The organism is Cupriavidus pauculus (assembly GCF_002858765.1).
In the GTDB taxonomy this organism is placed as follows: Bacteria; Pseudomonadota; Gammaproteobacteria; order Burkholderiales; family Burkholderiaceae; genus Cupriavidus; species Cupriavidus pauculus_B.
The window spans coordinates 418,395-432,267 of sequence record NZ_PJRP01000001.1 but is presented as its reverse complement, the minus strand read 5'-3'; the positions used below and the strand labels follow the sequence as shown (position 1 = coordinate 432,267).

Annotated in this window: 10 protein-coding genes and 1 riboswitch; of the genes, 3 read left to right on the top strand and 7 right to left on the bottom strand. The window is 67.7% G+C overall.

The genetic code is table 11. From position 1 onward, the window contains the following. Window positions 1-81 precede the first annotated feature (81 nt). The 5 genes from CYJ10_RS01925 to thiC all read right to left on the bottom strand — a co-directional run bounded on the left by CYJ10_RS01925 (window position 82) and on the right by thiC (window position 5,516). On the bottom strand, window positions 82-1,212 hold the full coding sequence (locus tag CYJ10_RS01925) for a thiamine phosphate synthase (RefSeq protein WP_101679880.1): 1,131 nt from the start codon (window positions 1,210-1,212) through the stop codon (window positions 82-84). Beyond that, entirely contained in the window at window positions 1,209-2,057 is an 849-nt protein-coding gene (locus CYJ10_RS01920) for a thiazole synthase (protein ID WP_101679879.1), read from the bottom strand. The genes CYJ10_RS01925 and CYJ10_RS01920 overlap by 4 nt, the downstream gene beginning before the upstream one ends. Window positions 2,058-2,065: 8 nt before the next feature. Further along, window positions 2,066-2,263 (bottom strand): sulfur carrier protein ThiS, encoded by a 198-nt coding sequence (thiS, locus tag CYJ10_RS01915; protein WP_092602951.1) that lies wholly within the window; start codon window positions 2,261-2,263, stop codon window positions 2,066-2,068. A gap of 12 nt (window positions 2,264-2,275) precedes the next feature. Continuing rightward, window positions 2,276-3,475, bottom strand: a complete 1,200-nt coding sequence (locus CYJ10_RS01910) for an FAD-dependent oxidoreductase (RefSeq protein WP_180862820.1) — start codon at window positions 3,473-3,475, stop codon at window positions 2,276-2,278. Between the two features lie 163 nt (window positions 3,476-3,638). Further along, a complete protein-coding gene (gene thiC, locus CYJ10_RS01905) occupies window positions 3,639-5,516 on the bottom strand; it encodes a phosphomethylpyrimidine synthase ThiC (RefSeq protein WP_101679877.1) in 1,878 nt (625 codons plus the stop codon). 124 nt (window positions 5,517-5,640) lie between these two features. After that, window positions 5,641-5,743: riboswitch (TPP riboswitch) on the bottom strand. A 175-nt stretch (window positions 5,744-5,918) separates the two neighbouring features. On the opposite strand from thiC, the gene CYJ10_RS01900 reads away from it, so the two are divergent. Both CYJ10_RS01900 and CYJ10_RS01895 read left to right on the top strand, forming a co-directional pair. Next, window positions 5,919-7,613, top strand: a complete 1,695-nt coding sequence (locus CYJ10_RS01900; RefSeq protein WP_101679876.1) for an acyl-CoA dehydrogenase family protein — start codon at window positions 5,919-5,921, stop codon at window positions 7,611-7,613. A gap of 176 nt (window positions 7,614-7,789) precedes the next feature. Continuing rightward, a complete protein-coding gene (locus tag CYJ10_RS01895; RefSeq protein ID WP_101679875.1) occupies window positions 7,790-9,331 on the top strand; it encodes a methyl-accepting chemotaxis protein in 1,542 nt (513 codons plus the stop codon). A 52-nt stretch (window positions 9,332-9,383) separates the two neighbouring features. Here CYJ10_RS01895 and CYJ10_RS01890 read toward each other — a convergent pair whose 3' ends face one another. Further along, the gene (locus CYJ10_RS01890; protein ID WP_101679874.1) at window positions 9,384-11,066 is read right to left on the bottom strand and encodes a GMC family oxidoreductase; all 1,683 of its coding nucleotides are present in this window, start codon (window positions 11,064-11,066) and stop codon (window positions 9,384-9,386) included. A gap of 235 nt (window positions 11,067-11,301) precedes the next feature. Between CYJ10_RS01890 and CYJ10_RS01885 the strand changes: the two genes are divergently transcribed. Continuing rightward, the gene (locus CYJ10_RS01885) at window positions 11,302-12,705 is read left to right on the top strand and encodes a coniferyl aldehyde dehydrogenase (protein WP_101679873.1); all 1,404 of its coding nucleotides are present in this window, start codon (window positions 11,302-11,304) and stop codon (window positions 12,703-12,705) included. Between the two features lie 151 nt (window positions 12,706-12,856). Here CYJ10_RS01885 and CYJ10_RS01880 read toward each other — a convergent pair whose 3' ends face one another. After that, the gene (locus tag CYJ10_RS01880; RefSeq protein WP_180862819.1) at window positions 12,857-13,744 is read right to left on the bottom strand and encodes a Kdo hydroxylase family protein; all 888 of its coding nucleotides are present in this window, start codon (window positions 13,742-13,744) and stop codon (window positions 12,857-12,859) included. Window positions 13,745-13,873 lie beyond the last annotated feature (129 nt).

The following is a 13,873-nucleotide window of genomic DNA, read 5'->3' as shown; positions in this document are numbered from 1 at the left end:
TTGGTCGGGCGCTGCCAGACGGGGTGGCCGGTCAGCGCCCAAAGTCTGAGCGGTTGATACGCCGTTCAACCGGCGATATGGTCAGGCAAACAGCGCGTTGAGGCCCGCCACCGCCGCCGGCACGTCGCCAGCCTCGGTAATGGCCCGCACCACGGCCGCGCTGCCCACGCCGACATCGAGCACTTCGCGCATATTGCCGGCGCTCACGCCGCCAATGCCCACCAGCGACGGAATCACCGGCTTCATCAGCGTCACGTACGACTGGAAGCGGCCCATGCCTTGTGGCTGGGTCGGCATGACCTTGGTCGTGGTCGGGAAAATCGCGCCCAGCGCCAGGTAGCTGGGCCGGATCGCCGCTACGCGCAGCATCTCGGCGTAGCCGTGCGTCGACACGCCCAGGCGCAGGCCCGATGCGCGGATGGCGTCCAGGTCGGCCTCGTCCAGGTCTTCCTGGCCAAGATGGATGCCATAGATGCCGCTGTCGCCGCCGATGGCCGCGTGATGGTCGACCGCCACGCGCCAGTGGTCGTTGATGAACAGGCGCGACCTGGAGCCCTTGGCCGCGTTGGCCGCCCGCACCACTTCGGCCTTCACCTCGGCGGCATCGGCCGACTTGAAGCGCAGCTGCACGGTTGGCACCTGCAGCGGCACCAGTTGCTCGATCCAGTCGGCAGTCGGCATGACCGCATACAGGCCGAGATCGGGCGGGCACGGCGCGAAGGCCGGCGCCGGCTGGTCCGGCGAGACCAGCGCGGCATGGCGCACCTTCGGAAAGCGCGCGAAATCGCCCGGCCATGCGGTGCTGCCCGGCGCCCAGGCGCGGGCGATGCACAGCGCGTCGTGCGCGGGGAAATGCAGCGACAGCGCCGCCGTCAGCACCGCCACGAAGCCCGCCGAGTGCGCGGTTTCGTCGTCGGCCTGCGAATCGAGCACCCAGGTGCCCATCCACGAGCGTACGGTATCGATCCAGCGGCCGCCTTCGCGCTCCGACACGATCAGCACGGCATTGGCCGCCGCCACGCGGTCGATGATGTCGGCGGCGGCTTCGCCGTCCGACAGCACCACGTCGTGAGGGCCCAGCGTGGCCGGCGCATTGGCCAGCGGCCACACTTGCCAGGGCATCTCGTCACGGCCAAACACCGTGGCAAAGCGCCGCATCACGTCTTCAAACAGTGCGGCATCGATGGCCGCGGCAACACCCTGGCGCGTCATGCGCGATCCTCCGCGCCTTCGGCGTGCCAGAACGGCATGCCGACCACGGGCGTGCTGGCCTGCGCCACCTCGCGCTCGGGCATCGGCCCGGCCAGGTAGGCGGTGCGGCCGGCGTCCACGGCCAGCGCAAACGCACGGGCCATGTTCACCGGGTACGCGGCCTGCGCCACGGCGGTGTTCAGCAGCACGCCGTCGTAGCCCCATTCCAGCACCTGCGCCGCGTGCGACGGCAGGCCCAGGCCGGCATCGACGATCAGCGGCGTGTCGGGCAGACGGTCGCGCAGCGTGCGCATGGCGTGCGGATTCACGGCGCCACGGCCGGTGCCGATGGGGGCCGCCCAAGGCATCAGCGCCTGGCAGCCCACGTCGAGCAGGCGGCGGCACAGCACCAGGTCCTCGGTGCAGTACGGCAGCACCTTGAAGCCTTCCTTGATCAGCGTCTCGGCCACGGCCGGCAGGTTCAGCGTGTCGGGCTGCAGCGTGTAGTCGTCGCCGATCAGTTCGAGCTTGATCCAGTCGGTCTCGAAGACCTCGCGCGCCATCATCGCGGTGGTGATGACTTCCTGCGCCGTAAAGCAGCCGGCGGTGTTGGGCAGCACCGGCACGCCCAGCGTGCGCAGCATCTGCCAGAAGGTGTCGCCGCCCAGCGTCTGGCCGTCGCCATTGCCGACGGCGGTCTGGCGGCGCAGGGCCACGGTGATCATGGCCGGGCGCGACGCCTCCACGGCGGCCTGCAGCGTGGCCGGCGACGGATAGCGCGCGGTGCCCAGCAGCAGGCGCGAATCGAAGGATTCGCCGTACAGCACGAACGGGTCGCGCAGGGTTTCAGCAGGTTCAAATGTCATGGCAGTGCTTAGCCTCCCGTCACGGGTTGCACGAGGTCGATTTGGTCGCCCGCATTGAGCGAGGTGGCCGCATGCGCGGCGCGCGGCACGAACTGGCCGTTCACCGCAGCCGCGAACGGCGGCGCGATGGCGGCCGCGGTCACGGCGTCGGCCAGCGTGGCGGCGTCCGGCACGTCGAGCGGTTGGCCGTTGAGCAGGATTTGCATGATGGTTTTCGGTTAATGCAGCGTGCCGCCGGCGCCGGTCAGCACGTTGGACGCAGGCTCGTGCACGGGCGCGATCATGCCGGGCCAGCGCAACGCGGCCGGCACCGCATGGGCGGCAGGATCGCCGTCGAGCATCGCCCGGACGACGTGGCACGCGGCCTCGGTCACCGCCGGCGCGATCAGCCAGCCGTGCCGGTACAGGCCGTTCACACGCACCACGCGCGATTGCTGGTCCACGCGGATCGCGGGCAGGTGGTCGGGGCGCGTGGGGCGGCGCTGCACGTTCAGTTCCAGCACCCGCGCCTCGCCAAAGGCGGGATGCAGCGAGTGCGCAGCCGACAGCAGCTCCAGCGCGGAGCGCACGCTCATCGGCGAATCGTCCTCGCTTTCGATTTCGGTGGCGCCAATCACGTAGAGGTCGTTTGGCTTCGGCGCGATATAGATCGGGTAGCGCGGATGCAGCAGGCGCACCGGCCTGTGCAGCTTCACGTCCGGGGCATGCACGCGCGCCACTTCGCCACGCAAGCCGCGCAGGCCCGGCAGCGCCTGGCCTTGCGGACCAGCGGCATCGGTCCACGCCGCACGGGCGCCCAGGCCGCGGCAATCGAGCACGACGCCGGCCTTGATGCCCAGCGCGGGCAGCGCGTCGGCGTCGATCTCGCCCGCTTCCCACACACAGTGGAGCCCTTCCTCGATGGCGCACGACAGCAGCGCGCGCATCGCGCCCCGGTTGTCGAGCTGGCCTTCGCCCTGCAGCAGCAGGCCTTGCGGGAACCGCCCGGCCAGCGCGGGCTCGATCTGGCCCACGCCGTTGCCGTCCAGCGCGCGCAGGCGGGCCTGCACCAGTTCGGGCGGCGCCACGGCGCGCATGCGCCCGGTGAACAGCGACACCTCGCTGCGGTCTCGTGTATGCCATACCACCAGCGTGCCATCCTCCTGGAAGAACACGGGCTCGGGCAATTCCTGGATCCAGGTGCGCCACAGGTCGACGCTGGCGATGCCGAGGTCGACGATGCGCCGTTCGGCAATGGCCGATTCGGCCAGCGGCGCCAGCATGGCCGCGGCCACGTGCGCGGCCGAGCCGCTGCCGTCGGGGCCGCCACGCTCCACCAGCGCCACGCGGGCACCTGCGCGCACCAGCAGCCAGGCGGACAAACGCCCGGCCAGGCCGGCGCCGAGGATGGCGACATCGAAGGACTGTACTGCTGTCATGGGCTTGTATGCCGGCGGCATTGGCCAAGTAAGTGGCGCCGACCGGCCTCCGGTTGGGTGAATACCGCCGCGCCGCGTGGGGGCGCCGCGCGCGGAACTCAGGGTGCTACGGGTAATGCCGGGCGGCGCCGCGTGGGCGGCCGCCCGTCCTGCAAGACAACGCTTACGAGTAGATCTTCGAGCCCGACTTCACGAACTCGATCGACTTCTCTTCCATCCCCTTCTGGGCCGCCGGCAGCGATGCCGCATAGTCGCGCACTTCCTGCGTGATCTTCATCGAGCAGAACTTCGGCCCGCACATCGAGCAGAAGTGGGCGATCTTGGCGCCTTCGGCCGGCAGCGTGGCGTCGTGGAACGACCGCGCGCGCTCCGGATCGAGGCCCAGGTTGAACTGGTCTTCCCAGCGGAACTCGAAACGTGCCTTGGACAGCGCATTATCGCGCAGTTGCGCGCCGGGCCAGCCCTTGGCCAGGTCGGCGGCATGGGCGGCGATCTTGTACGTGATGATGCCTTCGCGCACGTCTTCCTTGTCCGGCAGGCCCAGGTGTTCCTTCGGCGTGACGTAGCACAGCATGGCCGTGCCCATCCAGCCGATATTGGCGGCGCCGATGCCGCTGGTGATGTGGTCGTAGCCCGGCGCGATGTCGGTGACCAGCGGTCCCAGCGTGTAGAACGGGGCTTCGTAGCAGTGCTTCAGTTCCTCGTCCATGTTGGCCTGGATGCGCTGCAGCGGCACGTGGCCCGGGCCTTCGATCATCACCTGGACATCGTGCTCCCACGCCTTGGCGGTCAGTTCGCCCAGCGTGCGCAGCTCGCCGAACTGGGCGTCGTCGTTCGAGTCGGCAATGCAGCCCGGACGCAGGCCGTCACCGAGGCTGAACGACACGTCGTACGCCTTCATGATTTCGCAGATCTCGTCGAAGTGCGTGTACAGGAAGTTTTCCTTGTGGTGCGCCAGGCACCACTTGGCCATGATCGAGCCGCCGCGCGACACGATGCCGGTCACGCGGTCTGCCGTCATCGGCACGTAGCGCAGCAGCACGCCGGCGTGGATGGTGAAGTAGTCCACGCCCTGCTCGGCCTGCTCGATCAGCGTGTCGCGGAACATTTCCCAGGTCAGGTCCTCGGCGATGCCGCCGGTCTTGTCCAGCGCCTGGTAGATCGGCACCGTGCCGATGGGCACCGGCGAATTGCGCAGGATCCACTCGCGCGTTTCGTGGATGTGCTTGCCGGTGGACAGGTCCATGATGGTGTCGGCGCCCCAACGGATCGACCACACCATCTTTTCCACTTCCTCGGCCAGCGACGACGTGACCGCCGAATTGCCCAGGTTGCCGTTGATCTTCACGCGGAAGTTGCGGCCGATGGCCATCGGCTCCAGTTCCGTGTGGTTGATGTTGGCGGGGATGATCGCGCGGCCGGCGGCCACTTCGCGACGCACGAATTCCGGCGTCATGTCTTCCGGACGCAGCGGCAGCGCGGCGCCTAGGGCGTTGCCCGGGTGCTGGCGCAGCAGCGCCTTGTATTCGGGCTTGTCGTACAGCGCCTGCATGTTCAGCGATTCGCGCAGCGCCACGTATTCCATTTCGGGCGTGATGATGCCCTTGCGCGCGTAGTGCATCTGCGACACGTTCGCGCCGGCCTTGGCGCGGCGCGGGTTGGTCAGCTGGGCAAAGCGCAGGTGCGCCGTGGCGGGGTCGTTGGCGCGCGCCAGGCCGTATTCCGACGACAGGCCAGACAGCACCTCGGTGTCATTGCGCTCTTCGATCCACTTCGCGCGCACGTGCGGCAGGCCGGTCTTCAGGTCGATATGCACGTCGGGGTCGCTGTACGGGCCCGAGGTGTCGTAGACGGGAATCGGCGGGTTCGCCATCTCGCCCTTGTCGGTGCGCGTGGCGGTCTGCAGGATCGTGCGCGACGGCACGCGGATATCCGGGCGGCTGCCCGTCAGGTAGGTCTTGCTCGAAGCCGGATAGGCGAATTTCTGGTCGAGATCGCTTTCCAGCGACTCAAACGATGCGGCGGGGGCAGTACGGGCCATGGGTGTCGTCCTCTCTCTTGCGGGGATGGACGAAACCAGGAGCCCTGTGAGCCGACCTGCGCGGCTTGGCCGGCGGCGGCGTCCCGTTGCGGAAAAAGCGGTTTTCCCGCGGGACAAGAGGCAAATCGGTTTTTGTGAAACTTCCCACGCCGGTACTAGCCGGATCGGGTTCGAAGGGACTCTCTCAGCGCGCCCGGCCCATCCGGACGGCACCCCTGTTTCATCCAACGGGGTGAATTTAAGCACAAGCCCAAGCCACGCGCTACCCGAAATTCTGTCCCGGCTGTCGTGCTTCACGGTATCGGAATCATGGTGCCTTGCAGCATTGCGAACGGGGAAGTTGCCGTACCATGGCCGCAGCCCGCCGAAGTGCCGAGAAGCATTGCCGCTCCAGGAGATGCCATGACCGCCACACCCGCCGCCGGCGTTGATCCCACGCAAACCGAACAAACCCACAGCGTGTTCAACCAGGTGCCCGACCTTGCCCACTACAACCTGTTCGATACCGATCCCGGCCTGCGTGCCGCGCTGGACCGGCTAGGCGGCGCCTGGCATGCCGATGCGCTGGCGGGCTACGGCGCCCGGCTTGGCGATCCCGAGGTGCAGGCGTGGGCCGCCGATGCCAACCGCCTGACGCCGGAACTGCATACCCACAGCCGCACCGGCGAACGGATCGACCAGGTGCAGTTTCACCCCGCCTGGCACCACCTGCTGGCCCTGCTGCGCAGCCAGCAATTGCAGGCCCTGCCCTTCGCCCAACCGCGCGCCGGGGCGTGGGTGGCGCGCACGGCCGGGTATTTCCTGCAGGCCCAGGTGGAGTCGGGCTCGCTCTGCCCCACCACCATGACGCTCGCCAGCATCCCGGTGCTGAGCAAGGAACCGGCACTGTTTCGTGACCTGGAAGCCCGTTTGTTCTCGACGGAGCACGATCCGCGCGACCTGCCCTGGCGCGACAAGACCGCCGTGATGATCGGCATGGGCATGACCGAGAAGCAGGGCGGCTCCGACGTCCGCGCCAACACCACCATGGCGATGCCGGTGCGCGGCAAAGGCCGTGGCGCCGAATACGCGCTGACCGGCCACAAGTGGTTTTTCTCGGCGCCGATGTGCGATGCCCACCTGGTGGTGGCACGCATGGGCGCGGCCGATGGCCCCCTGTCATGCTTTTTCGTGCCGCGCTTCCGCGACGACGGCAGCAAGAACCCGATCCTGATCCAGCGGCTCAAGGACAAGCTCGGCAACAAGTCCAATGCCAGCAGCGAGGTGGAATTCCGCGGCGCTTCCGGCATCCTGATTGGCGAGGAAGGCCGTGGCATTCCCACGATCATCGAGATGGCCACCAATACGCGGCTCGACTGCGTGATCGGCAGCGCCGCGCTGCTGCGCGCGGCGCTGGTGCAGGCGCTGCATCACGCGCGCCACCGCATGGCATTCGGCCGGCTGCTGGCCGACCAGCCGCTGATGCGCAATGTGCTGGCCGACCTGGCGCTGGAGTCCGGGGCAGCCACGCAGATGATGATGGCGCTGGCCAACGCCTTCGAGCACGCCGACCACGATCCCCAAGCCGCTGCATGGAAGCGCGTGATGACGCCGGCCGCCAAGTTCTGGATCTGCAAACGTGCGCTGGAGGCCACCGGCGAGGCGATGGAGGTCTGGGGTGGCAACGGCTACGTCGAAGAAGGCCCGATGGCACGGCTGTATCGCGAGGCGCCCGTCAATTCGATCTGGGAGGGCTCGGGCAACATCATGTGCCTGGATGTACTGCGCGCGCTGCAGCGCAATCCCGACGATGGCGCACGCATCCTCCAAGATCTGGCCCGGCTCTCGAACGGCCATGCCGCAGTCCGTGAGGAGCTTGCATCACTTCAGGCGATGCTGCACGGCCCTGCCGAAGCGCTCGAAGCCAGCGCACGCCGGTTTGCGCAAGGCCTTGTGCTGACCGCGCAGGCCGCGCTGATGATTGCCCACGCTGCTCCGGAATCGGCCGAGCAGTTCGTGGCGAGCCGCCTGGGCCGCCAGCACGGCCGCGTCTTCGGCACCCTGGATGCCGATATCGTCACCTTGGGCCGTATCACTTCGCGCGCTTGGCCGACCTGATACTTATAGTGTGCGGACATCGCACACTGCGTGTTGCAGGGCAGCACCCCCCACCTTCAGGGGACATGCCCCTTGCCGTAAACGTTGTGGCGACGGGCTCCGGCCTGCCTGCGAAAACCTTCCAAGTCGTCACAACGGACGGTCCACGCCAAGTAACGTGGCCGCCAAGCCACCCTATGAATATCAGCAAACGTCTGCTTCTTACGCTGTCCCTCGCATTACTCGCGCTACTCTTCGTTGGCCTCGGCGGTATCTGGCAACTGTCCAAGGCCGAGGATCGCTTCGAGTACTTCAACGACAACACGCTGGCCAGCGTGCGCGACCTGAACACCGCCAGCAATGCGTTCGCCATGACGCGCGTGGCCCTGTACCGCCACGCGCTGGCCGAGGACAAGGCCGCCCAGGCCGACGCCGACGCCGCACTGGAAAAGTCGCTCAAGCGTTTTGACGACCTGATGGCCAAGTACGAGCGCGAGGACATTTCCGACGACACCGATCGCAAGCTGCTCGAAGCCGACCGTGCGGCGGCCCAGCAGTTTCGCGGCCTGATTCCGGCCTTCCTGGAGCGCTCGCGCGCCGATGACCGGACCACCACGCAGCAGATGCTGACGTCGGGCGACCTGAACAAGGTGTCCAGCACGGTGCGCAAGGCCCTGGACGAGCATCTGGACTACAACACCAAGCTCGGCGAGCAGGCGGTGTCCTTCAACAAGGACCAGTACCACACGTCCGTGCGCGTGTTCGTGATCGTGATCCTTGTGGCCATTGCGATGACCGGCTTTCTGGCCTTCGGCCTGTACCAGCGCATCCGCAGCAGCCTGGACGAAATACAGGGCACGCTGGAGCACGTCAGCAAGACGCTCGATCTCGACCATCGCGCCCCGGTCGACCGCCTGGACGAAATCGGCCTGACCGCGCAGTCGTTCAACGTGCTGATCGAGCGCGTGGCGGGCACGCTGCGCGAAGTGCGCCGCTCCACCGATTCAGTGAGCGTGGCCGCCGCGCAGATCGCCGCCGGTAACGTCGACCTGTCGTCGCGCACCGAAGAGCAGGCTGCGTCGCTGGAGGAAACGGCATCGAGCATGGAACAGCTCACCGCCACCGTGCGCCAGAACGCCGAGAACGCCCGCCAGGCATCGTCGCTGGCGTCGAACGCCGCACTGGTGGCCGACGAAGGCAACCAGTCGGTGCAGCAGATGGTGGGCACGATGGGCGCCATCAGCAGCAGCTCCGAGCGTATCGCCGAGATCACCAACCTGATCGAAGGCATCGCCTTCCAGACCAACATCCTGGCGCTGAACGCCGCCGTGGAAGCGGCGCGTGCGGGCGAACAGGGCCGCGGCTTTGCCGTGGTGGCCGGCGAGGTGCGCAGCCTGGCGCAGCGTTCGTCGAGCGCCGCCAAGGAAATCAAGGAACTGATCGAGGCTTCGGTCGATACGGTGCGTACCGGCTCCGGCCAGGCCGAGGAAGTCGGCAAGACCATGACCGACATCCGCACGGCCGTGAAGCGCGTGTCCGACATCATCGCGGAAATCTCGGCGGCCTCGCAGGAACAGAGCGCGGGCATCGAACAAGTGGGTCACGCCGTGGGCCAGATGGACCAGGTCACGCAGCAGAACGCCGCGCTGGTGGAAGAAGCCGCCGCCGCCGCGCAATCGCTGGACGAACAGGCCGGCCGCCTGCGCGACATGGTGGGCCAGTTCCAGATGCGTGGCTGATGTTTTGCTCCCCTCTCCCGCATGGCGGGAGAGGGGCAAAACCAATCCCCCCTCAGTCCGCCACCGCCGCCTCGCGGATCCGCAGCGTCACGTGCGGCGCGTAGCGGATCAGGTCGTGGGCGCGCTCGCCGATCATGATGGCCGGCGCGTTGGTATTGCCGCCCACCAGCGTCGGCATGATCGACGCATCCACGACCCGCAGCCCCTCCACGCCACGCACCCGCAGTTGCGGGTCCACCACGGCCAGCGCGTCCATGCCCATGCGGCAGGTGCCCACCGGGTGATAGATCGTGTCCGCGTGCCGGCGGATCATTTCGCACGCCGCCTCGTCATCGCTGCCATCGAGCCGCAACGTCTCCGAGTACAGTTCGCGGCCGCCGAAGACGGCCAGCGGCGCCTGCATGAAGATCCGCCGCACGATGCGCAGGCCTTCCAGCATCGATGCCATGTCTTGCGGATCGGACAGGTAGCGCGGGTCGATGCGCGGCGCCTGCCGCATGTCGGCCGACGCCAGCCTGACCTCGCCACGGCTGCGCGGACGCAGCACGCAGACATGGCAGGAATAGCCATGGCCAAGGTTGATGCGCCGCATGTGGTTGTCGGCCATGCCGACCACGAAGTGCAGTTGCAGATCGGGCTCGGCCAGGTCCGGACGGCTGCGCACGAACGCGCCGGCCTCGGCAAAATTCGACGTCATCATGCCGGTCCGCTCGCGCCGGTAGCGCAGGAGTTCGGCCACCAGCCGCCTTGCCCCGCCCAGCGAAATGCCAAACAGGTCGGACGCCGGCACACGCTTGTGCAGGATGGTGTCCAGATGATCCTGCAGGTTGCCGCCGACGCCCGGCAGGTCATGCACCACGTCGATGCCGTGCTCGCGCAGATGGGCGGCCGGCCCCACGCCTGACGCCATGAGCAACTGCGGCGACCCGAACGCCCCGGCCGACACGATCACTTCGCGGCGCGCGCGCAGCACAACCTCCTGGCCGTCGCGCCACGCCAGCACCCCCACGGCGCGGCGCTTTTCAAACAGGATGCGCAGCACCTGCGTGCCGGTCATCACATGCAGGTGGCTGCGGCCGCCGTTGCAACTGCCGTCCCGGGCATTGCCGCCGTGCAGGTAGGCGCGCGCGGCGTTCCAGCGCTCGCCATTGTGCTGCGTGACCTGATACCAGCCCACGCCCTCCTGCTCCTCGCCGTTGAAATCATCGTTGCGCACGATGCCGGCGTGCTGCGCGGCATCGATGAAATGCTGGCCGAACGGATTCGGCGAGCGCAGGTCGCTGACATGCAGCGGACCGGTGCCGCCGTGCAGCGGATCGTCGTCATGGCCGGCCACGCGTTCATTGCACTCGGCGCGGCGGAAGTACGGCAGCACATCGTCCCACGACCAGCCGTCGCAGCCTGCGGCGGCCCACCAGTCGTAGTCGGCGGGCCGGCCGCGCATATAGATCATGGCGTTGATCGAAGACGATCCACCCAGGCCGCGCCCGCGCGGCTGGTATCCGCGCCGCCCGCCAAGTTCCGGTTGCGGCGCGGTCAGGTAACCGTAGTTGCGTGCGCCGGCGCGCGGCAGCATGGCGGCGCAGCCGGCAGGTGTGCGTACCAGCACATGGTGGTCATGGGCGCCGGTTTCCAGCAGCGCGATGGTGTCGTTGCCGCTGTCGGCCAGCCGCCCCGCCAGCGCGCAGCCTGCCGAGCCCGCGCCCACGACGAGATAGTCAAAGGTGGTTTCCATCTGTCTCCTCGCGTGTCCGGTGCCGGTCAAGTTCCCGACGGACGCCCGCCGCGAAAGTCCAGTTTAGGCGCTGCCGCCGGGGTGGTGAAGCGGGGCAACCCCCGAAACCCGGTGGCCTGCGCGCGGCGCCGCACGCCCCGCGTTTGGGAGGTGTCCTCCATTGCGATAACCGCCACTCTGCCTTATGGTGCGCGATGGCCCAAGGGAAATCCGATCCCGCCAAAGGAGACCGCCGATGAGAGAAGTGCCCGCCATGTCCACGGTGTTCAACGCCATGCATGCCGCGTCGCGCCACGACCAATCCCCGGACTGGGCGATCCGGGCGGACCGGCTGCGGCGCCTCAAGGCGCTGGTACGCGACAACCACGACGGCATTGCGGCGGCCATCAGCGCCGATTTCACGAATCGGCCCCGCCAGGAGACGGCGCTGCTGGAGGTCTTCCCCAGCATTTCGGGCATCGATGACGCACTGCGGCATGGCAAGCGCTGGGCGCGCGTGCGGCGGGTGAAGACCGGGCTCTGGTTCAAGCCGGGCAAATCGCGCCTGGTTCCGCAGCCGCTGGGCGTGATCGGCATCGTGGTGCCCTGGAACTACCCGCTCTACCTGACCATCGGGCCCCTGACCGGCGCGCTGGCGGCCGGCAACCGGGCGATGGTCAAGTTGTCCGAATACACGCCGCGGTTTTCCGAATTGTTTGCGCAGCTGGTACAGGCCGCATTCGCGCCTGACGAGGTAGCGGTCGTCAACGGCGATGCCGAGGTGGCCGCCGCGTTTAGCGCGCTGCCGTTCGACCACCTGCTGTTCACCGGTTCCACCAGCGTCGGCCATCACGTGATGAAGGCCGCCGCCGCGAACCTGACCCCGGTGACACTGGAACTGGGCGGCAAGTCGCCGGCCATCATCGGCCCCGGCGCGGATTTCGAGCGCGCCGTGGAGCGCATCCTGGTGGGCAAGCTGCTCAATGCGGGCCAGACCTGCATTGCGCCGGACTATGTGCTGGTGCCAGCCGATCAGCGCGACCGCCTGGTCGACACCGCGCGGCGCGTGGTGAGCCGGCTCTATCCCGATATCGCGCGCAATCCCGACTACACGAGCATCATCAGCGCACGCCATTTCGACCGCCTGGTATCGCTGGTCGACGCCGCGCAGGCCGCTGGCGCACGGGTGGTGCCGCTGACCGATGCCGGTCCGGATGCCGCCGCCCGCCAGTTGCCGCCCGTGCTGCTGACCGACGTACCGGACGACGTGCGTGCCATGCAGGAAGAGATTTTCGGGCCGGTGCTGCCCGTGGTGACGTACCGCAACCTCGACGACGCGATCGGCTTCGTCAATTCCCGCCCGCGTCCGCTGGCGCTTTATGTATTCGACAAGGGTGGCGACGTGGTGGATCGCGTGATGCGCCAGACCGTGGCCGGGGGCGTGACGGTCAACGACACGCTGTTCCACATCGCCCAGGATGACCTGCCATTTGGCGGCGTGGGGCCCAGCGGCATGGGCGACTACCACGGCGAGGCCGGCTTCAAGACGTTCTCGAAGTTCAAGCCCGTGTTCTATCAGGCCGGCCTGAATGGCGCCGGGCTGCTCAAGCCGCCCTATGGCAAGCGATTCGAGTCGATGCTGAAGATGCTGTTGCGGTAGTTCTCGAAAGGCTCCCCTCTCCGAGCTGGGGAGAAGGGTTGGGGGAGAGGGCGGCGAGGTTCTGCTTGCCGACTTGCCGCAATTTGAACTGCCGCGCCCTCTCCCCATGCCCCGCCTCCCCGACGCGGGAGCGGGGCGAAAACCGCAGGACTCAGGCGGCCAGCATCGGCTTGCCCAGCATGCGCGACAGCACGGCCTCGGGCGAATGGGTACGGTCGCCGATCGCGGCCGCGTCCAGGTAAATGGTCTGCTCCATCATCGCCTTGCCGCGCATGGCGGCGTGCAGCAGCTGGTCGCTGAACACGATCCAGGTGGCACCGGGCGGAAAGTGGAATTCCTGCTGCGGCACGGTCTTCTGATAGTCCAGGTCGGCCTTGGCCAGGTCGTGCAATTGCAGCATGCGGTGATCGTATTCACTGCGTTCGCGCTTGGTGATGTGCAGCGTTTTCATCAGCCAGGCTTGGCCCGGCCACATGCCGTGTGTCTTGGGCACGAAGCGCGTAGCAAAATCGCCAAACGGCTCGCCCACGCGCCACACGCGCGGCGCTTCGGGGTCGATATTGTGGAACACGCGCAGCAGGCGCTTGCCCAGCATCGGGTTCGACGGGAACGAATCCACATGCAGGCGCGTATCGTCCTTGCGCCAGCTGACCGGGCGGCCGGCGATTTCGCTCGGGCGCAGCGACGTGCCTGCGCGCGTCATATGTCCCTCGTACTCGGGGAACAGCGTGCGGATCAGCGATTCGCTCGACGTGGCATAACGATGGATCAGGTTGTACAGATCGGTCAGATCCTGCTGGGTGCCGGCCGCCCCGCGCACGGCCTTGTCGTTGGCGCGCAGGTTGATGTTCTTCGACTTGCCGTCGGAATAGCGCGGATCCAGGAAGCGTTCCTCGCCCGGCTGGAAGCGGAACGCCAGGTCCGGAAAGTACAGCACGGCGCCCTGCTCCAGTTCGCGGCGCAGCGTGGCACGCGTCTCGGGCGTTACCTCGGGCGACCAGTCGGTGTAAGGCCGGGTGCGGATCAGGTCCAGGGACATGGCAATTCCGATAAATTCAGGTTGACCGGATTCTACCCCGCACGAGGTCATTCGCCCCGGTGATGCCGGCGCAACAAAAAACCCCGCGGGTCCCAGGGGACCGGCGGGGTCATGCAGCCTTGCTGAAGG